The sequence below is a fragment of the Salipiger sp. PrR003 genome, assembly GCF_010500785.1.
Classification (GTDB): domain Bacteria; phylum Pseudomonadota; class Alphaproteobacteria; order Rhodobacterales; family Rhodobacteraceae; genus Salipiger; species Salipiger pacificus_A.
Window position 1 is genome coordinate 56902 of record NZ_JAAGOV010000031.1, and the last position, 17511, is coordinate 74412.

Below are 17511 nucleotides of genomic sequence, written 5' to 3' on the forward strand. Positions count from 1 at the left end.
AAAGGCAGATCATGAGCGGATTATCCATCCAGAACCTGTCGATGCGCTTCGACCTGCCCAACGGCAGCTCGGTGCAGGCGCTGAAGGACGTCTCTCTGGACCTCGCGCAGGGAGAGCTCTTGTCGGTACTGGGTCCGTCGGGCTGCGGCAAGACCACGCTGCTCAACATCGTCGCGGGCTTTCTCGCGCCGACCGAGGGCAAGATCATCTTGGGCGGTCGCGAGGTGCGCGGCCCCGCTGCCGAACGCGGCATGGTGTTCCAGCAGGGGGCGCTTTTCGAGTGGATGAACGTCCGCGACAACGTCAGTTTCGGCCCGCGCATGGCCGGAAAGCGTGAGAAGGACTACGGCGCGAGCGTCGATCATCTGCTTGAGGTGGTGGGCCTGCGCGACTTCAAGGAAAAGGCGGTCTACGAGCTTTCGGGCGGGATGCAGCAGCGCGTGGCCTTGGCCCGCTGCCTTGCCAATGATCCCGACGTGATCCTCATGGACGAGCCGCTGGGGGCGCTCGACGCGCTCACGCGCGAGAAGATGCAGAGCCTCGTGCTGGAGCTCTGGAAGGAAACCGGCAAGACCATCATCCTCATCACCCACTCGGTCGAGGAGGCGCTGCTGCTGGGCGAGCGGCTGCTGGTCATGGCGCCGCGCCCGGGCCGCATCCACCGTGAGTACCGTCTGCCCTTTGCCGATCTCGGCGCCGGGCAGGACTTGCGTGCGGTGAAGAAGCATCCCGATTTCGCGACAACGCGCGAGGAGATCCTCGGGATGATCTGGGACATGGAGGAAGAGATCATGGGCCGCAGCGAAACCGCGGGGGCCGCGTCATGATCGTCTTTGCCCTCTACATCGCCATCTTCGTGGCAAGCTGGCTGCTGGTGAAGCTGCTGGTGCACCGCGCGCTGAACGATTTCACCGCCCGCAAGACCGTCACCTTCGGCGACGAAAGTGCGGTGCGCCCGAGCCGTATCGCCAGCGTGGTGTCGATCCTGACCATCTTCCTGCTCTGGGGGGCCTTCACCGGCTCGACCTGGGTGCCGAAGTTCCTGCACGCGCCCGGGCCCTTCGTCGGGGATGCCAGCTTCACCTATACCGCCGAGGCGGAGGGCGTCGCGCCCGACGAGGCAACGGTCACCGTACGCGTCTTCCCGGTGGGGGAAGAGACCGAAGACCCCGAGGTCGACCCCGGGGATGGCTGGGCGAAGAACGACAGCGCCAGCGTCGGGGCCTGGCGCTCGGGGCTGGTGCGGGTCGATCAGAACGACGCGCATGGGCGCGACGAGGGGCACAGGGTCGTCGCCGTCAACGGTCAGCCGATCGCGCCGGGTGGCGAGGTCATCACCGACTATGGCCGCGTCGGCATGTCGCCCAAGGGCACGCTCACCTTCGAGCCCGCCAAGGGCTGGCAGATGGAGCCGATCTGGCTGCCCGCGCCCGAGGCCGTGCTTGCCCGGCTTGCCGAGATCTCGCGCGACGGCTACCGCGACAGCACGCTCTGGGAGCACCTTGGCTGGTCGCTCTTCCGGGTCATCGCGGGGTTCTTCTTCGGCGCGCTGATCGGCATTCCGCTCGGCTATGCCATGGGCCTGTCGGACTGGTTCCGCGGCTGGTTCGATCCCATCGTCGAGTTCATGCGCCCTGTGCCGCCGCTGGCGCTCATTCCGCTGGTGATCATCTGGGCGGGCATCGGCGAGACCGGCAAGATCATCCTGCTGTTCCTCGCCGCGCTCTGGATCATGGCCATCGCTGCGCGCTCGGGCGTGTCCGGGGTCAAGATCTCCAAAGTGCACGCGGCCTATTCGCTGGGCGCCTCGAAGGTGCAGATCCTGCGCCACGTGATCATCCCCAACTCGCTGCCCGACATCTTCACCGGCGCGCGGGTGGCCATGGGTGTCTGCTGGGGCACCGTGGTGGCCGCCGAGCTTGTCGCCGCCGAGAAGGGGGCGGGGATGATGATCATGGTCGCCTCGAAGTTCCAGCTCACCGACATCGTGATCATGGGGATCATGTTGATCGGCGTGATCGGCTTCGGCATCGACATGCTGATGCGGCTGGCCGAGCGCAAGCTGGTGCCCTGGAAGGGCCGGGGCTGAGCGTAGGCCGGACGGGGGCGCCAGGGGGCTGCTTGCTCCCTTGCTCCCCCGTAGATACTTCTGCCTGTAGCGAAAGGCCGGGCGCGGAGGCTCAGCTCAGCAGAGCGGTGAGCTGCGCGTCGAGCCAGAGCCGCAGGCCGTCTACTGTTGCGACATAGGGATCCAGCAGCGGGGCGAGGGCGGGCACCGCGGCGGTGAGCGCCGGTGCCAGCGCATAGAACAACAGTGCCAGCGCCGCCAAGATCAGCACCACGCCGAAGCCGCGGGCAAAGCCGCTGCTCTGCAGTTCGTCCTCCTCGGCGGCCCGCGCGCGGCCCTGCGGCGTCTCCATGCGGCGCGGCTCGGGGACGACGCGCAGCGTCTGGTTGATTTCCTCGATGTCCGGCAGCAGGTCTCGGCGCGAGGGTGCAACGGAAGGGTGCTCGGGTTCAGAGGTCACGAACTCGGCGCGCTCGGGTGCCTCGGGGGCCGGCTCGGCTGCGCCGGCGGGCTCGGGTGTGGGCTTTCCGGAGGGTGGGGCATCGCCACGGCTGCGGGTCATGTGGGCGCGGGCGACACGCGCGCGGTGCGCGGCGCTTTCCTCGGCGGGCTCCGCGAGGCCGAGGTCAGGCTGGCTCTCGAGCGGTTCGGGATCGGTGCGGCGGCGGGCCTCGCGTTCGGCCTCCTGGCGCAGCACCTCGGCGACCGAGGGATCGAGCCCGCGGGCGCGAACCGGGCGGCGCGGTACCGGCGTGGCGAGTGGCTCGGAGTCCGGCGTCTCGTCGGGCTCGGGATCGGGGAAGGGCACGTGCTCGGCCTCGGCTTCGGTGGGCGGCGCAAAGGCACCCTCATCCATCTCTTCCCAGAGTTCGTCGTCCTGCGGGGCCTCGGCGGGCGCCTCTTCGGGGAGGGGCGCATCCAGCGGGTGCAGTTGGAACCAGGTGTGGCCGCAGCTCGAGCATTGCACGTCGCGCCCGCCCGCGGGGATCGCGTCGACCGGCACCTCGTATTGCGCGCCGCAATTGGGGCAAATCAGCCGCATATTGTCCTTAGCTTTCCATCTGTTCTGGCCACCATCCCTTTGCTGACAATAGGTTGCCGGGGTGCGGCGGGAAAGCCCATTTTCGGGCCGGGGGGCGGATTGCAACTGCGCCGCGGCTCGGGCACAACAGGGCAACGTTTTTACCGGGGGCGCGCAGGCGTGATCGAACTGGATAATGTGGCCTACAGCTACGGTGGCGGAGAGCTGCTGAGCGGGCTCACGCTGCGGCTTGCGCCTGGGTCCTTCCACTTCCTGACCGGGCCCTCGGGCACCGGCAAGACGACGCTGCTGAAGCTCTGCTACGGCGCGCTGGTGCCCACCGCCGGCCACGCGCGGCTGTTCGGCGAGGACGTGCGGCGCATGGACCGTGACGCCATCGCGCTGAGCCGCCGGCGCATCGGCGTGGTGCACCAGGACTGCCAGTTTCTCGACCATCTGTCGGTCGCCGAAAATGTCGCCCTGCCGCTCACCGTGGCGGGCGAAGCCGGCAGCGATCTCGAGCAGAACCTCATCGAGCTGATGACCTGGGTCGGGCTGAAGAGCCGCGCCGATGCCCTTCCGCCAGAGCTTTCGGGCGGCGAGCGGCAGCGCGCGGCACTGGCCCGCGCGGTGATCATGTCGCCCGAGGTGATCCTCGCCGACGAGCCCACGGGCAACGTCGACTGGGAGATGTCGCAGCGGCTTCTGCGGCTGCTGGTCGAGCTCAACCGCATGGGCAAGACGATCCTCATCGCCACGCACGACCTCGGGCTCATCCGCTCGGCCAAGACCCAGGTGCAGGCGCGGGTGCTGCGCATCTCGAACCGCAGGCTGCAAGCGGCGGGGGTCGACCTGTGAGGCTGATCCGCGACTCCTTCGGGGCCTTCACCGGCTCTGACACCGGCGCCGACCGGGTGGTGCCGCCCACGGGTTTCACCGCCTCGCTCACGCTGTTTGCCGCCGGGGCCATGGCCTTCCTCGCGGTCTTCGCGCTGGCGCTGTCGCTGGCCGCCGGGCGGCTTGCCACAAGCTGGGGCGAGGAACTGGCGCGCGCCTCGACCCTGCGCATCTCTGCCCCCGCCGGGCAGCAGGCGCAGCAGACCGAAGCGGCGCTGCGGCTGCTGCAGCAGACGCCGGGCGTTGCCTCGGCCCGGGCGCTGTCCGAAGAGGAGCAGCAAGCGCTGCTCGAGCCCTGGTTCGGTCCGGACCTTCCGCTGGCGGATCTGCCGGTGCCGCAGCTGATCGAGATCATCGAGGAGGGTGGAGGCTTCGACGGCGCGGGGCTGCGGCTGCGGTTGCAGGCCGAGGTGCCGGGTGCGGTGCTCGACGATCACACGAGATGGCGGCGCCCGCTGGTGGCGGCTGCGGGCAAGCTGCGGCTGCTGGGGGCGGTGTCGATCCTGCTCATCGCCGGTGCGGTGGCGGCGATGGTCACGCTGGCGGCCAATGCCGCGCTGGCGGCCAATGCGCAGGTCATCGCGGTGTTGCGGCTGGTGGGGGCGACCGACGGCTTCATCGCCCGCGCTTTCGTGCGGCGCTTCACCCTGCGCGCCCTCGGCGGCGCGACCCTGGGCGCCCTGGCCGGCGCCGGCGCGCTGCTGCTGCTGCCCTCGGCGGGCGAGACGGCGGGTTTCCTCACCGGCCTGTCCTTCGTCGGCTGGCACTGGGTCTTCGCGCTACTGGTGCCGTTGCTGACCGCGGCGGTGGCCTTCGTGGCGACGGCGATGGCGGCGCGGCGGGTGCTTGGAGATTTGAGATAATGCTATACGCCCTGCAATGGATCCGCTCGCTGCTCTTCGTCGGACAGGTCTACTTGGCAATGGCGGCGGTTGGCCTGTTGTTCTTCCCGCTGGCGCTGTTCTCCGACCGGGGAGCGCGCGCAGCCTGCCGGGCGTGGTGCCTCTGGGTGCGCTGGACGGCCTCCTGGATGGTGGGGCTCAAAAGCGAGATCCGCGGCGAAGTCCCCTCGGGCGAGCTGCTGATCGCCGCCAAGCACCAGAGCTTCTTCGACATCATCCTGCTGTTCGGCGCGGTGCCTGCGGGGAAGTTCGTGATGAAGCGCGAGCTGCTCTTCACCCCGGTGCTCGGCCAATATGCCACCCGCATCGGCTGCATCCCGGTGAACCGCGGCAAGCGCGGTGCGGCGATCTCGAAGCTGGTGGCCGACGTCAAGAAGAGCGCCGAAGAGCACCCCGGCCAACTGATCATCTACCCGCAGGGCACCCGCGTGCCGCCAGGCGTAAAGCTGCCCTACAAGGTCGGCACGGCGATCCTCTACAGCCAGAGCGGTGAGCCCTGCGTGCCGGTGGCGACCAACGTCGGCGTGTTCTGGCCCAAGCGTGGCATCTACCGCAAGCCAGGCACGGCTGTGATCGAATTCCTGCCGGTGATCGAGCCCGGCATGCCAAGCAAGGTCTTTCTTGCGAAGATCGAGGCGGATGTGGAGGCGGCCTCGAACCGCCTGATGGCGGAGGCCGGGTTCCCTGCGGAAGATTGAGAACATCGACGCGCTCGAGGCGCTCTACGGCACGGCGGCTGGTGCGTCGATCGACAAGGTGGTGCGGCGCATGACGCCGCTCTATCGCAGGTGGATCGCGGCCTCGAAACTCTGCGTGCTGAGCACCGTGGGGCCGGCGGGCACCGATGCCTCGCCGCGCGGCGACGACGGCCCGGTGGTGCTGGAGCTCGATCCGGGCACACTGGCCATGCCCGACTGGCGCGGCAACAACCGGCTCGACTCGCTGCGCAACGTGGTCGAGGACGGGCGGATCTCGCTGATGTTCTTCGTGCCCGGCAGCAACAACGTGGTGCGGGTGAACGGGAACGGTTGGCTGACCGATGACGAGGCCCTGCGCGGGCGTTTTGGCAAGGACGGCAAGCTGCCCGCGACCGTGCTGATCGTCGAGATCGCCGAGATCTACACCCAATGCGCCCGCGCGCTGCTGCGCGCCGGAACCTGGGTCTCGGGAGACGAGAGCGCTGGGCTGCCGACCATCGGTCAGTTCCTGGCCGAAGCCACGCAGGGCGCGACCGATGGAGAGGCCTACGACCGCGAATGGCCGGAGCGCGCCGCAAAGAGCCTGTGGTGAGCGACTGAGGGCTTCCATCAAATCTGGTCTCACCCAGCGCCTTGCTGACGGGGCTCGGATGCTTCTCCGGTAACGTACGCGCTGGCCTCTGGACGTTCAGCGGCCGAGCGCGTCCTTGCCGGCGAGGATGAGCGGTCGAAGTTTCTCGAGACGCGCCACCCGGGTGTCGGCCTTTTTCGCGCCGCCGATCTGCAGGGCGTGGCTCTTCTGCCGCCCCGGGGTGAGCGCATGGAAGGCCTCGGCCAGCTCGGGGTCCGCATCGAGCGCGGCGACGAGCTCCTCGGGCAGCTCCAGCGCGACCTCCTCCTTCGGCGGGCGGAGCCCCTGCGCGGCATAGGCCCGCGCCTCGGCCAGATAGGCTTCGAGCACCGGGCGCATCTCGCCGACCTGCGCCGCCGACGCGAAGCGGATCACGTTGGGATGGCGGGTGTTGGGGCCTTGCCGCTCGAGCACGCGCTCGGGATCTTTCATCAGGGCCGGGTTGAAGAAACTGAGCGTGAAATCATCCCGGAAGGCACCGATCAGCGCGACGTTGCGCTCTGCTTCCACATAGACCGGATGTCCCCATTTCGCGGTTTCCCCAAGACCCGATGCGAGGCAGATGGTACGCAGCTCGGCCAGGCCCTCGGCCCAGATGCGGGTGGCGCAGTCGGCGGTGGCAAAGCGCGCGCAGCGGCCGCAGCCTTGGGTAAAATAGGCGGTGCTGTCGGTGATCATCGCGGCCTCCTTCCCGGGGATGCCGCGGAGCCTAGCAGGCGGTGCGAGCTCGGGGGAGGGGGAAACGGAAAAGGCCCCCAAGCGTTGCTCGGGGGCCTTTCCTGCTGTTGCAGATCCGATCAGGCGTGGATCGCGCCGTCGCCGCAGGCCAGGGCCGCCTCACGCACCGCTTCCGAGAAGGTCGGGTGCGCGTGGCAGGTCAGCGCGACATCCTCGGCCGAAGCGCCGAATTCCATTGCCACGCAGATCTCGTGGATCAGGTCGCCAGCCGCCGGGCCGATGATGTGGCAGCCGAGCACGCGGTCGGTGTCCTTGTCGACGATCAGCTTGACGAAGCCGTCACCGGCGAAGACGGCCTTGGCACGGCCGTTGCCCATGAAGGAGAACTTGCCGACCTTGTAGGCGCGGCCCTCTTCCTTGAGTTGCTGCTCGGTCTTGCCGACCGAGGCGACTTCGGGATGGGTGTAGATCACGCCCGGGATCACGTCGTAGTTCACATGGCCCGCCTTGCCGGCGATGACCTCGGCGCAGGCCATGCCTTCGTCCTCGGCCTTGTGGGCCAGCATCGGGCCCTCGATGGCGTCGCCGATGGCGTAGATGCCCTTGACCGCGGTCTGCCAGTGGCCGTCGGTTTCGATCTGGCCGCGCTTGGTCAGCTTCACGCCGAGCGCCTCGAGGCCGAGCCCGTCGGTGTAGGGCGCGCGGCCGGTCGCGCAGAGCACCACGTCGGCTTCGGTGCTGTGCTCGCTGTCGTCCTTGCGCAGCTTGTAGCTCACGGTGGCCTTGCCGTCCTTGGTCTCGACCTTGGAGACGGCCGCGCCCATGGTGAACTTCAGGCCCTGCTTGCTGAGCAGCTTCTGGAAGGTCTTCTGCACCTCGGCGTCCATGCCGGGGGTGATGGCGTCGAGGAATTCGATCACCTCGACCTCGGTGCCGAGGCGGGCATAGACCGATCCCATCTCGAGGCCGATCACGCCGGCGCCGATGACCACCATCTTCTTGGGGATCTTGCCGAGCTCGAGCGCGCCGGTGGAGGTGACGACGATCTTTTCGTCGACCTCGACCTCGGCGCCGGGCACGGAGGCGGGCACGGAGCCGGTGGCGATGATGATGTTCTTCGCCTCATGGACCTCGTCACCGACCTTGACCTTGCCGGCCTCGGGGATCGAGCCCCAGCCCTTGAGCCAGTCGATCTTGTTCTTCTTGAACAGGAATTCGATGCCCTTGGTGTTCTGGCCGATCACGTCGTCCTTGTAGGCGAGCATCTGCTTCCAGTCGACCTTGGGCGCGGCGCCCTTGAGGCCCATCTTGGCGAAGTTGTGCTCTGCCTCGTGCAGCTGGTGCGAAGCGTGCAGCAGCGCCTTCGAGGGAATGCAGCCCACGTTCAGGCAGGTGCCGCCGAGGGTCTCGCGGCCCTCGACGCAGGCGGTCTTGAGGCCGAGCTGTGCGCAGCGGATGGCGGCCACGTAGCCGCCCGGGCCGGCGCCGATCACGATGACGTCGTATTGTGCCATTGGGGTCTCCTATCGGGTATTTCTGAAGGCACGGGGCATGCACACGGCATGCGCAAACCATGCAGATGAGGATGCGGGGCGGGCGCTGGCGCGGAGGGGGCTCTGCCCCCGTCCACCTGCGGTCGGCGCCCTCTGGATGCTTCGGCCTGAAAGACGCCTCATGGGGTCACCAAGGCCGCGATCAGCAGGGCGGCGGTCGCCAGGAAGCCGACGAACCAGATGAGCGAGCGCCAGGGCGTCCAGCCGAAGAGGTAGGCGGGCAGGTAGACGATCCGGGCCAGCAGGTAGAGCAGCGCGCAGGCGGCGGTGACGCTGTTGCCCTTGTCGGTGTAGGTGACGACCATCACCGCGATGGCAAAGAGCAGCAGGCCCTCGAAATGGTTGTTCATCGCCCGCTGGGCGCGCCCGGCGAGACCGGTGAGCTCGCGGCCCTCGTCGCGCGGCGAGGCGGCGTAGCGCGGGCCGACCTGGCGTTGCGCCAGAACCGAGAAGAGCGCCATCTGGGCCATCTGCAGCAGGCTCGCGAGGGTTAGTGCAAGCAGTTCCGGCGTCATGCGGTGCTCAGCATGTGGGACGCGGAGGGGCCGTGGCCGAGGGCGGTTTCCTGGTCGATCCAGGCCCGCGCCTTGTCGGCGTCGTTGACGGTGAAGAGCGCCCAATGCGCGGCGCTGCCTTCGATCCAGAGCTGCAGGAGGGTGAGCCCGGCCTGGGCCCGGGATTCCGCCTCGGTGTCGAAGCGGTCTGCGTCGAAACGGTCGTAACGGAGAAGTAGCTGCTGGCTCATCTTGCTCTCCCTTCGGGATCACGCGGGGCTCTGGAAGGCCGCGCCCGGGCAGGTCCGGGCGCGGCAATGTCTTGGGCGGGGCGCGGGCGTGGCGCCCCGGGGCCGAGGATCAGAGATCCATCAGCAGGCGGCGCGGATCCTCGAGGGCTTCCTTGACGCGGACCAGGAAGGTCACGGCGCCCTTGCCGTCGACGATGCGGTGGTCGTAGCTCAGCGCCAGATACATCATCGGGCGGATTTCGACCTTGCCGTTGATCGCCATCGGACGATCCTGGATCTTGTGCATGCCGAGGATGCCCGACTGCGGGGGGTTCAGGATGGGCGAGGACATCAGCGAGCCGTAGACACCGCCGTTGGAGATGGTGAAGGTGCCGCCCTGCATCTCGGCCATCGAGAGCTTGCCGTCACGGGCGCGCTTGCCCTTCTCGTTGATCTCCTTCTCGATCTCCGCAAAGGACTTCTGGTCGACGTCGCGCAGCACCGGAACCACGAGGCCCTGCGGCGTGCCGGCGGCGATGCCCATGTGCACGAAGTTCTTGTAGACCACGTCGGTGCCGTCGATCTCGGCGTTCACCTCGGGGACTTCCTTGAGCGCGTGGACGCAGGCCTTGGTGAAGAAGGACATGAAGCCGAGGCGCACGCCGTGCTTCTTCTCGAAGAGGTCCTTGTACTGGCTGCGCAGCGCCATCACCTCGGTCATGTCCACCTCGTTGTAGGTGGTCAGCATGGCCGCGGTGTTCTGCGCGTCCTTGAGGCGCTTGGCGATGGTCTGGCGCAGGCGGGTCATCTTGACGCGCTCTTCGCGGGCGGCGTCCTCGGCGGCAACCGGCGCGCGCGGCGCGGCGGCCGGGGCAGCGGCGGCCGGGGCCGACTTGGCGGCAGCAAGCGCGGCGGAGACGTCATGCTTCATGACGCGCCCATCCTTGCCCGAGCCCTGCACCTGGTCGCGGCTGATGCCGGCCTCGGCCATGGCCTTCTTGCCGGCGGGAGAGTCCTCGATGTCCTTGGAGCCGTTGCCATCGCCGGCGGGCGGCGTGTCGTACTGGGTCGGCGCCTCTGCGGCGGGGGCGGCGGCACCCGATGCGCCGCCAAGCACGGCGAGCTGGCCGCCGGCCTGCACGGTGGCGCCTTCCTCGGCGAGGATCGCGGTCAGCGTGCCCGCGGCGGGCGCCGGCACTTCGACCGAGACCTTGTCGGTCTCGAGCTCGCAGAGCATCTCGTCGGCGGCGACGGTGTCACCGACCTTCTTGAACCAGGTGGCGACGGTGGCTTCGGAGACGGATTCGCCCAGCGTGGGGACCATCACCTTGACCTCTTCGCCGCCCGAGGAGGCGGGGGCCTCGTCGGACTTTTCGGCCTTGTCGGACTTGGCCGAGGGGCGTTCCTCGACCTGCTCGGCGCCGGCTTCGCCCGCGGGGGCGACATTGGCGAGCAGGGCGTCGACGCCCACGGTGTCGCCTTCCTTGGCCACGATGTCGGCGAGCACACCGGCGACCGGGGAGGGAACCTCGACGGTCACCTTGTCGGTCTCGAGCTCGCAGAGCATCTCGTCCACGGCGACGGAGTCACCGGGCTTCTTGAACCAGGTGGCCACCGTGGCTTCGGTCACGGATTCGCCCAGCGTGGGGACGCGCACTTCGGTCGTCATCGCTTCATTTCCCTTCGATGGTCAGCGCTTCGTTCACAAGCGCCTCTTGCTGTGCCTTGTGCTGGCTGGCCAGACCCGTGGCGGGCGAGGCCGAGGTGGCGCGGCCGACGTAGACCGGCCGCTTGTGCGTGGCGTCGATCCGGCCAAGCACCCATTCGATATTGGGCTCGATGAAGGTCCAGGCGCCCTGGTTCTTGGGCTCTTCCTGGCACCACACCATCTCGGCGCCCTTGAAGCGTTCCAGTTCCTTGACCAGCGAGATCGCCGGGAAGGGATAGAACTGCTCGATCCGCAGCAGGTAGACATCGTCGATGCCGCGGGCGTCGCGCTCTTCGAGCAGGTCGTAATAGACTTTGCCCGAGCACATCACGACGCGCTTGATCTTGTCGTCGGCCACCAGCTTGGTCGCGCTCTCGCCCGATTCCGCGCTGTCCCAGAGGACGCGGTGGAACGAGGAGCCGGTGACGAAGTCCTTGGCCTCGGAAACCGCCAGCTTGTGACGCAGAAGCGATTTCGGCGTCATCATGATCAGCGGCTTGCGGTAGCTGCGGTGCAGCTGGCGGCGCAGGATGTGGAAGTAGTTGGCCGGGGTCGTGACGTTGGCCACGATCCAGTTGTCCTGGCCGCACATCTGCAAGAAGCGCTCGAGACGGGCCGAGCTGTGCTCGGGGCCCTGGCCCTCGTAGCCGTGCGGCAGCAGGCACACGAGGCCCGACATGCGCAGCCACTTCGATTCACCCGACGAGATGAACTGGTCGAACATGATCTGCGCGCCGTTGGCGAAGTCGCCGAACTGGGCTTCCCAGAGTACGAGCGAGTTGGGCTCGGCCAGCGAGTAGCCGTATTCGAAGCCCGAGACCGCGTATTCCGACAGCGCCGAGTCGATGACCTCGTAGCGGGCTTGGCCCTCGCGGATGTTGTTGAGCGGGTAGTAGCGCTCTTCGTTGTCCTGGTTGATGAGGCCCGAGTGCCGCTGCGAGAAGGTGCCGCGGGTGGAGTCCTGCCCCGCGAGGCGGACCGGGTAGCCCTCGGTCAGCAGCGAGCCGAAGGCCAGTGCCTCGCCGGTGGCCCAGTCGAAGCCCTCACCGGTCTCGAACATCTTCGAGCGCGCGTCGAGGAAGCGGCCCACGGTTTTGTGCAGCGGGAAGCCCTCGGGGACGGTGGTCAGCCCCTTGCCGACATCGGCCATGGTCTCGGGCGCGATCGCCGTCTCGCCGCGCTGGTAGTTGCCTTCCTTCTGCGCGTCGAGGTGCGACCAGCGGCCGTCAAGCCAGTCTGCCTTGTTCGGCTTGTAGGTCTTGCCGGCCTCGAACTCCTCGTTGAGGTGCGCCTGGAAGGCGGCCTTCATGTCCTCGATCTCGCCCTCGGGGATGAGACCGTCCTTGACGAGGCGATCGGTGTAGAGCGTCAGCGTGGTCTTCTGCTGCTTGATCTTCTTGTACATGATCGGGTTGGTGAACATGGGCTCGTCGCCCTCGTTGTGACCGAACCGACGGTAGCAGAACATGTCGATGACCACGTCCTTGCCGAACTTCTGGCGGAACTCGATCGCCACCTTGGCGGCGTGGACCACGGCCTCGGGGTCGTCACCGTTGACGTGGAAAATCGGCGCCTCGACCACCAGCGCGTTGTCGGTGGGGTAGGGCGAGGAGCGCGAGAAGTGCGGTGCGGTGGTGAAGCCGATCTGGTTGTTCACCACGATGTGGATGGTGCCGCCGGTGCGGTGGCCGCGCAGGCCCGAGAGCGCAAAGCACTCGGCCACGACGCCCTGGCCGGCAAAAGCCGCGTCGCCATGCAGCAGCACGGGCAGAACTTGCGTGCGCTCGGTGTCGCCGAGCTGGTCCTGCTTGGCGCGGACCTTGCCCAGAACCACCGGGTTCACCGCTTCGAGGTGCGAGGGGTTGGCGGTCAGCGACAGGTGCACCTTGTTGCCGTCGAACTCGCGGTCCGAAGAGGCGCCGAGGTGGTATTTCACGTCGCCGGAGCCGTCCACGTCCTCGGGCTTGAACGAGCCGCCCTGGAATTCGTTGAAGATCGCGCGGTAGGGCTTTTGAAGCACGTTGGCGAGCACCGACAGGCGGCCGCGGTGCGGCATGCCGAAGACGATCTCCTTGATGCCGAGGCTGCCGCCGCGCTTGATGATCTGCTCCATCGCCGGGATCAGCGACTCGCCGCCGTCGAGGCCGAAGCGCTTGGTGCCCATGTACTTGACGTGCAGGAACTTCTCGAAGCCCTCGGCTTCCACCATCTTGTTGAGGATCGCCTTGCGGCCCTCACGGGTGAATTTCACTTCCTTGCCGTAGCCCTCGATGCGCTCCTTGAGCCAGGCGGATTGTTCGGGGTCCGAGATGTGCATGTACTGCAGCGCGAAGGTGCCGCAGTAGGTGCGCTTGAGCACGCCCATGATCTCGCGCATCGAGGCGACCTGCAGGCCGAGCACGTTGTCGATGAAGATCGGGCGGTCCATGTCGGCCTCGGTGAAGCCGTAGGCCTTGGGGTCGAGCTCGGGGTGCGGATCCTTGCCGTGCAGGCCCAGTGGGTCGAGATCGGCGGCGAGGTGGCCGCGGATCCGGTGCGCGCGGATGATCATCAGCGCGCGGATCGAGTCGAGCACTGCCCGCTTGATCTGATCGTCGGTGACCGCGACGCCCTTCTCGGCGGCTTTCTCGGCGATCTTCTTGCCGGCGCCCTTGGTCTCGGCAACGGGCATCAGCGGCCACTCGCCGGTGATCGCGGCGGTGAGGTCGTCGTTCGGGGTCGGCGGCCAGTCGGCGCGTTCCCAGGAGGCGCCCTGCGCCTCGGCCTTCACGCTGGTCTCGTCGTCGCCGAGCTGTTTGAAGAACTCGCTCCACGCCTCGTCCACCGCGGAGGGGTCGTTCGCGTAGCGGGCGTACATCTGTTCGAGATATTCCGCGTTCGCACCCTGCATGAAGCTGAGGGCGTGGAACTGGTCATTCGAGCCTTGATCCGTCATCGCGCGTATTCCTTTCTGACCGATCGTTGAAGCAGCAGGAGGGGGGCCTTCGGGAAAGGCCCCCGTCATGATGCTCCGGGCGGTGTTCGGGCCGGAACCCTTGAGGGGGCGCGGGGCGGGCAATGCCGCCCCGCTGAGTGCTACTTAGGCTTTGATGGCCTTCATTACAGCCTCACCAAGCGTTGCCGGGCTGTCCGCGACCACGATACCGGCGGATTTCATCGCCTCGATCTTGGACTCGGCGTCGCCCTTGCCACCGGCGACGATCGCGCCAGCGTGGCCCATGCGGCGTCCCGGAGGAGCGGTGCGGCCCGCGATGAAACCGGCGGTCGGCTTCCAGCGGCCCTTTTTCTTTTGCTCGGCGAGGAACTCTGCGGCTTCCTCTTCCGCCGAACCACCGATCTCACCGATCATGATGATCGACTGGGTTTCCGGATCGTCGAGGAACATGTCCAGCACGTCGATGTGCTCGGTGCCCTTGATGGGGTCGCCGCCGATGCCGACGGCCGTCGACTGGCCGAGGCCCATGTCGGTGGTCTGCTTCACGGCTTCATAGGTCAGCGTGCCCGAGCGCGAGACCACGCCGACCGAGCCACGCTTGTGGATGTGGCCGGGCATGATGCCGATCTTGCAGGCGTCGGGGGTGATGACACCCGGGCAGTTCGGGCCGATCAGGCGCGACTTGCTGTCGACCAGCGCGCGCTTCACCTTCATCATGTCGAGGACGGGGATGCCCTCGGTGATGCAGATGATCAGCTCGATCTCGGCGTCGATGGCTTCGAGGATCGAGTCCGCTGCGAAGGGCGGCGGCACGTAGATCACCGAGGCGTTGGCTTCGGTCACGTGCTTGGCTTCATGGACCGAGTTGAACACCGGCAGGCCAAGGTGCTCCTGGCCGCCTTTGCCGGGGGTCACGCCGCCGACCATCTTGGTGCCGTAGGCGATGGCCTGCTCGGTGTGGAAGGTGCCCTGCGAGCCGGTCAGGCCCTGGCAGATGACTTTGGTGTTTTCGTTGACGAGGACTGCCATTGTGGCGTTCTCCTGATTGTCGCTGCGACGGGCGCAGCCTGAATTCCGGGAAGGGAGCGCCGCGGCGCCCCCAGACGCATCAGCCCTTGACCGCTTTCACGATCTTCTCGGCGCCGTCGGAGAGGTTGTCGGCAGCGATCACGTCCAGGCCGGACTCGTTGATGATCTTCTTGCCAAGCTCAACGTTGGTGCCTTCGAGGCGGACGACGAGCGGAACCTGCAGGCCCACTTCCTTGACCGCGGCGATCACGCCCTCGGCGATCACGTCGCAGCGCATGATGCCGCCGAAGATGTTCACGAGGATGCCTTTGACGTTCTTGTCCGAGGTGATGATCTTGAACGCCTCGGTCACCTTCTCCTTGGTGGCGCCGCCCCCCACGTCGAGGAAGTTGGCCGGCTCGGCACCGTAGAGCTTGATGATGTCCATGGTCGCCATGGCAAGGCCCGCGCCGTTCACCATGCAGCCGATCTCACCATCCAGAGCGATGTAGTTGAGGTCGTACTTGGAGGCTTCGAGTTCCTTGGCGTCTTCCTCGGTCTCGTCGCGCAGGTTGGCGATGTCGGGCTGGCGGTACATGGCGTTGCCGTCGAAGCCGAGCTTGGCGTCGAGCACCTTGAGGTTGCCGCCGGGCATGAGGATCAGCGGGTTGATCTCCAGCATCTCCATGTCCTTCTCGATGAAGGCCTTGTAGAGCTGACCCATCAGCTTCACGCACTGCTTCATCGCCGGGCCTTCGAGGCCGAGCGCGAAGGCGACGCGGCGGCCGTGGAACGGCTGGTAACCGGTGGCCGGGTCGACGGAGAACGACAGGATCTTCTCGGGGGTCGAGGCTGCGACTTCCTCGATGTCCATGCCGCCCTCGGTGGAGCAGACGAAGGACACGCGCGAGGTGACGCGGTCGACGAGCAGGGCGAGATAGAGTTCGCGCTCGATGTCCGAGCCGTCTTCGATGTAGATGCGGTTGACCTGCTTGCCGGCCGGGCCGGTCTGGTGGGTCACCAGGGTCTTGCCAAGCATCTTCTTGGCTTCCTCAGCCGCCTCTTCCACCGACTTGGCAAGACGGACGCCGCCCTTCTCGCCAGCTTCGGCTTCCTTGAACTTGCCCTTGCCGCGGCCACCTGCGTGGATCTGTGCCTTGACGACCCAGAGCGGACCGTCGAGCTCGCCGGCAGCGGACTTGGCTTCGTTGGCGCTGAGCACGACGCGGCCGTCCGAAACCGGGCAGCCGTATTCGCGCAGGAGCGCTTTCGCCTGATATTCATGGATGTTCATGGAAGACTCTTCCCGTCTTGCTGCGATTTCGGGGCCGGTATACGCGCCTCAATCGCGCGGCGCGAAGGGATTTTTGGCTTTCGGCGAAGATTTGCGAGATTTTTTTGCCGTTGTGATCACGGGCCAAAAAAGCGTGATCACAAACTCGACTGCGCTGGAATTGCGTTAGCGCCCGAGGTCCAAAGAATCAGCAAGCTGCCGCTGCGGAAGGCGACATGCAAAGCCCGAAAAAGCATGGGCCCCGGCGATGTTGTCACCGGGGCCCGAAGATTTCTGGTGCCCCACGGGGCTGCGGCAGGGCTTACGCCAGGCTGCTGTCGATGCCCTTGCAGGCCTCGACGAGACCGTTCACCGCGGCGACCGACTTGTCGAACATCTCCTGCTCTTCCTTGTTGAGCTTGATGTTCACGATCTTCTCGATGCCGCCGGCGCCGATCACGGTGGGCACGCCCACGTACATGTCCTTCAGGCCAAACTCGCCGTCGCAGTAAGCGGCGCAGGGCAGCACGCGCTTCTGGTCCTTGAGGTAGGCTTCGGCCATCTCGATGGCCGAGGTCGCGGGCGCGTAGAAGGCCGAGCCGGTCTTCAGCAGGCCGACGATCTCGGCGCCGCCGTCACGGGTGCGCTGCACGATGGCGTCGAGCTTCTCCTGCGTGGTCCAGCCCATCTCGACCAGGTCGGGCAGCGGGATGCCGGCGACGGTCGAGTAACGGACGGAGGGGACCATGGTGTCGCCGTGGCCGCCGAGCACGAAGGCGGTGACGTCCTTCATCGACACGTCGAATTCCACCGACAGGAAGTGGCGGAAGCGCGCCGAGTCGAGCACGCCGGCCATGCCGCAGACCTTGTGCGCGGGCAGGCCCGAGAATTTCTGCAGGGCCCAGACCATCGCGTCGAGCGGGTTGGTGATGCAGATGACGAAGGCGTCCGGAGCGTTTTCCTTGATGCCTTCGCCGACCGATTTCATCACCTTGAGGTTGATGCCCAGCAGGTCGTCGCGGCTCATGCCCGGCTTGCGGGGCACGCCGGCGGTGACGATGCAGACGTCCGCGCCCGCGATGTCGGCGTAATCCTGGGTGCCCTTGAGCTTGGCGTCAAAGCCTTCGGAGGGGCCGGATTCCGCGATGTCGAGCGCTTTGCCTTCCGGGGTGCCTTCCGAGATGTCGAAGAGCACGACGTCGCCGAGTTCCTTCAGGGCCGCGAGATGTGCAAGCGTGCCGCCAATCTGTCCCGCGCCGATGAGGGCAATCTTGGGTCTGGCCATGGATCTGTTCTCCGCTCCATTTGTGAAGTCCGCCGCTTGCGTAAGGTCTCTGCCGCCGACGCGCAAGGGCGCTGCAGGGCAGCATCACGGAAGCTCGATTGCTGACCACGCGGCATGGTTGCGATAAAGT

Annotated in this window: 16 protein-coding genes; 6 read left to right on the top strand and 10 right to left on the bottom strand. The window is 67.0% G+C overall.

From position 1 onward, the window contains the following. Nucleotides 1-11: 11 nt before the first annotated feature. Together G0D83_RS07400 and G0D83_RS07405 are read left to right on the top strand one after the other, a co-directional pair. Complete coding sequence (locus G0D83_RS07400) at nt 12-827, top strand: ABC transporter ATP-binding protein (protein ID WP_164191352.1); 816 nt, start codon at nt 12-14, stop codon at nt 825-827. Then, nucleotides 824-2089 carry an ABC transporter permease gene (locus G0D83_RS07405; RefSeq protein WP_164191357.1) on the top strand — a complete coding sequence of 422 codons (1266 nt, stop codon included), beginning with the start codon at nt 824-826 and terminating at the stop codon, nt 2087-2089. The genes G0D83_RS07400 and G0D83_RS07405 overlap by 4 nt, the downstream gene beginning before the upstream one ends. A 91-nt stretch (nt 2090-2180) precedes the next feature. On the opposite strand, the gene G0D83_RS07410 is transcribed toward G0D83_RS07405, so the two are convergent. Continuing rightward, the gene (locus G0D83_RS07410) at nt 2181-3110 is read right to left on the bottom strand and encodes a zinc-ribbon domain-containing protein (RefSeq protein ID WP_164191360.1); all 930 of its coding nucleotides are present in this window, start codon (nt 3108-3110) and stop codon (nt 2181-2183) included. A 159-nt stretch (nt 3111-3269) separates the two neighbouring features. On the opposite strand from G0D83_RS07410, the gene G0D83_RS07415 reads away from it, so the two are divergent. The 4 genes from G0D83_RS07415 to G0D83_RS07430 are packed head-to-tail and all read left to right on the top strand — an operon-like array spanning nt 3270 to nt 6178. Next, nucleotides 3270-3947, top strand: coding sequence for an ATP-binding cassette domain-containing protein (locus G0D83_RS07415; protein WP_164191378.1), 678 nt, complete (start codon nt 3270-3272; stop codon nt 3945-3947). Then, complete coding sequence (locus G0D83_RS07420) at nt 3944-4849, top strand: ABC transporter permease (RefSeq protein WP_254694392.1); 906 nt, start codon at nt 3944-3946, stop codon at nt 4847-4849. The genes G0D83_RS07415 and G0D83_RS07420 overlap by 4 nt, the downstream gene beginning before the upstream one ends. Further along, complete coding sequence (locus tag G0D83_RS07425; protein WP_164191381.1) at nt 4849-5586, top strand: 1-acyl-sn-glycerol-3-phosphate acyltransferase; 738 nt, start codon at nt 4849-4851, stop codon at nt 5584-5586. The genes G0D83_RS07420 and G0D83_RS07425 overlap by 1 nt, the downstream gene beginning before the upstream one ends. Beyond that, nucleotides 5573-6178, top strand: coding sequence for a pyridoxamine 5'-phosphate oxidase family protein (locus G0D83_RS07430; RefSeq protein ID WP_164191544.1), 606 nt, complete (start codon nt 5573-5575; stop codon nt 6176-6178). The genes G0D83_RS07425 and G0D83_RS07430 overlap by 14 nt, the downstream gene beginning before the upstream one ends. Before the next feature lie 96 nt (nt 6179-6274). On the opposite strand, the gene G0D83_RS07435 is transcribed toward G0D83_RS07430, so the two are convergent. From G0D83_RS07435 to mdh, 9 genes are all read right to left on the bottom strand, one after another. After that, entirely contained in the window at nt 6275-6895 is a 621-nt protein-coding gene (locus G0D83_RS07435) for a YdeI family protein (RefSeq protein ID WP_164191384.1), read from the bottom strand. A gap of 119 nt (nt 6896-7014) precedes the next feature. Continuing rightward, nucleotides 7015-8409 carry a dihydrolipoyl dehydrogenase gene (gene lpdA / locus G0D83_RS07440; protein ID WP_108966837.1) on the bottom strand — a complete coding sequence of 465 codons (1395 nt, stop codon included), beginning with the start codon at nt 8407-8409 and terminating at the stop codon, nt 7015-7017. A 158-nt stretch (nt 8410-8567) separates the two neighbouring features. Further along, a complete protein-coding gene (locus G0D83_RS07445; protein WP_164191386.1) occupies nt 8568-8963 on the bottom strand; it encodes an MAPEG family protein in 396 nt (131 codons plus the stop codon). Continuing rightward, nucleotides 8960-9193 (bottom strand): hypothetical protein, encoded by a 234-nt coding sequence (locus G0D83_RS07450; protein WP_164191389.1) that lies wholly within the window; start codon nt 9191-9193, stop codon nt 8960-8962. Before G0D83_RS07450 ends, G0D83_RS07445 begins: the two co-directional genes overlap by 4 nt. Nucleotides 9194-9302: 109 nt before the next feature. Next, nucleotides 9303-10841 (bottom strand): 2-oxoglutarate dehydrogenase complex dihydrolipoyllysine-residue succinyltransferase, encoded by a 1539-nt coding sequence (gene odhB, locus G0D83_RS07455; RefSeq protein WP_164191408.1) that lies wholly within the window; start codon nt 10839-10841, stop codon nt 9303-9305. Between the two features lie 4 nt (nt 10842-10845). Beyond that, the gene (locus G0D83_RS07460) at nt 10846-13815 is read right to left on the bottom strand and encodes a 2-oxoglutarate dehydrogenase E1 component (RefSeq protein WP_164191420.1); all 2970 of its coding nucleotides are present in this window, start codon (nt 13813-13815) and stop codon (nt 10846-10848) included. A gap of 144 nt (nt 13816-13959) precedes the next feature. Next, complete coding sequence (gene sucD / locus G0D83_RS07465) at nt 13960-14844, bottom strand: succinate--CoA ligase subunit alpha (RefSeq protein WP_108966828.1); 885 nt, start codon at nt 14842-14844, stop codon at nt 13960-13962. 79 nt (nt 14845-14923) lie between these two features. Then, on the bottom strand, nt 14924-16117 hold the full coding sequence (sucC, locus tag G0D83_RS07470) for an ADP-forming succinate--CoA ligase subunit beta (protein ID WP_095880430.1): 1194 nt from the start codon (nt 16115-16117) through the stop codon (nt 14924-14926). Between the two features lie 301 nt (nt 16118-16418). After that, on the bottom strand, nt 16419-17381 hold the full coding sequence (gene mdh / locus G0D83_RS07475; RefSeq protein ID WP_108966826.1) for a malate dehydrogenase: 963 nt from the start codon (nt 17379-17381) through the stop codon (nt 16419-16421). Between the last annotated feature and the right edge of the window lie 130 nt (nt 17382-17511).

Coding starts and splice junctions, on each gene's coding strand:
- G0D83_RS07400 (WP_164191352.1), top strand. CDS start 12: ATGAGCGGATTATCCATCCAGAACCTGTCGATGCGCTTCGACCTGCCC.
- G0D83_RS07405 (WP_164191357.1), top strand. CDS start 824: ATGATCGTCTTTGCCCTCTACATCGCCATCTTCGTGGCAAGCTGGCTG.
- G0D83_RS07410 (WP_164191360.1), bottom strand. CDS start 3,110: ATGCGGCTGATTTGCCCCAATTGCGGCGCGCAATACGAGGTGCCGGTC.
- G0D83_RS07425 (WP_164191381.1), top strand. CDS start 4,849: ATGCTATACGCCCTGCAATGGATCCGCTCGCTGCTCTTCGTCGGACAG.
- G0D83_RS07435 (WP_164191384.1), bottom strand. CDS start 6,895: ATGATCACCGACAGCACCGCCTATTTTACCCAAGGCTGCGGCCGCTGC.
- lpdA (WP_108966837.1), bottom strand. CDS start 8,409: ATGGCACAATACGACGTCATCGTGATCGGCGCCGGCCCGGGCGGCTAC.
- G0D83_RS07445 (WP_164191386.1), bottom strand. CDS start 8,963: ATGACGCCGGAACTGCTTGCACTAACCCTCGCGAGCCTGCTGCAGATG.
- G0D83_RS07450 (WP_164191389.1), bottom strand. CDS start 9,193: ATGAGCCAGCAGCTACTTCTCCGTTACGACCGTTTCGACGCAGACCGC.
- odhB (WP_164191408.1), bottom strand. CDS start 10,841: ATGACGACCGAAGTGCGCGTCCCCACGCTGGGCGAATCCGTGACCGAA.
- G0D83_RS07460 (WP_164191420.1), bottom strand. CDS start 13,815: ATGACGGATCAAGGCTCGAATGACCAGTTCCACGCCCTCAGCTTCATG.
- sucD (WP_108966828.1), bottom strand. CDS start 14,844: ATGGCAGTCCTCGTCAACGAAAACACCAAAGTCATCTGCCAGGGCCTG.
- sucC (WP_095880430.1), bottom strand. CDS start 16,117: ATGAACATCCATGAATATCAGGCGAAAGCGCTCCTGCGCGAATACGGC.
- mdh (WP_108966826.1), bottom strand. CDS start 17,381: ATGGCCAGACCCAAGATTGCCCTCATCGGCGCGGGACAGATTGGCGGC.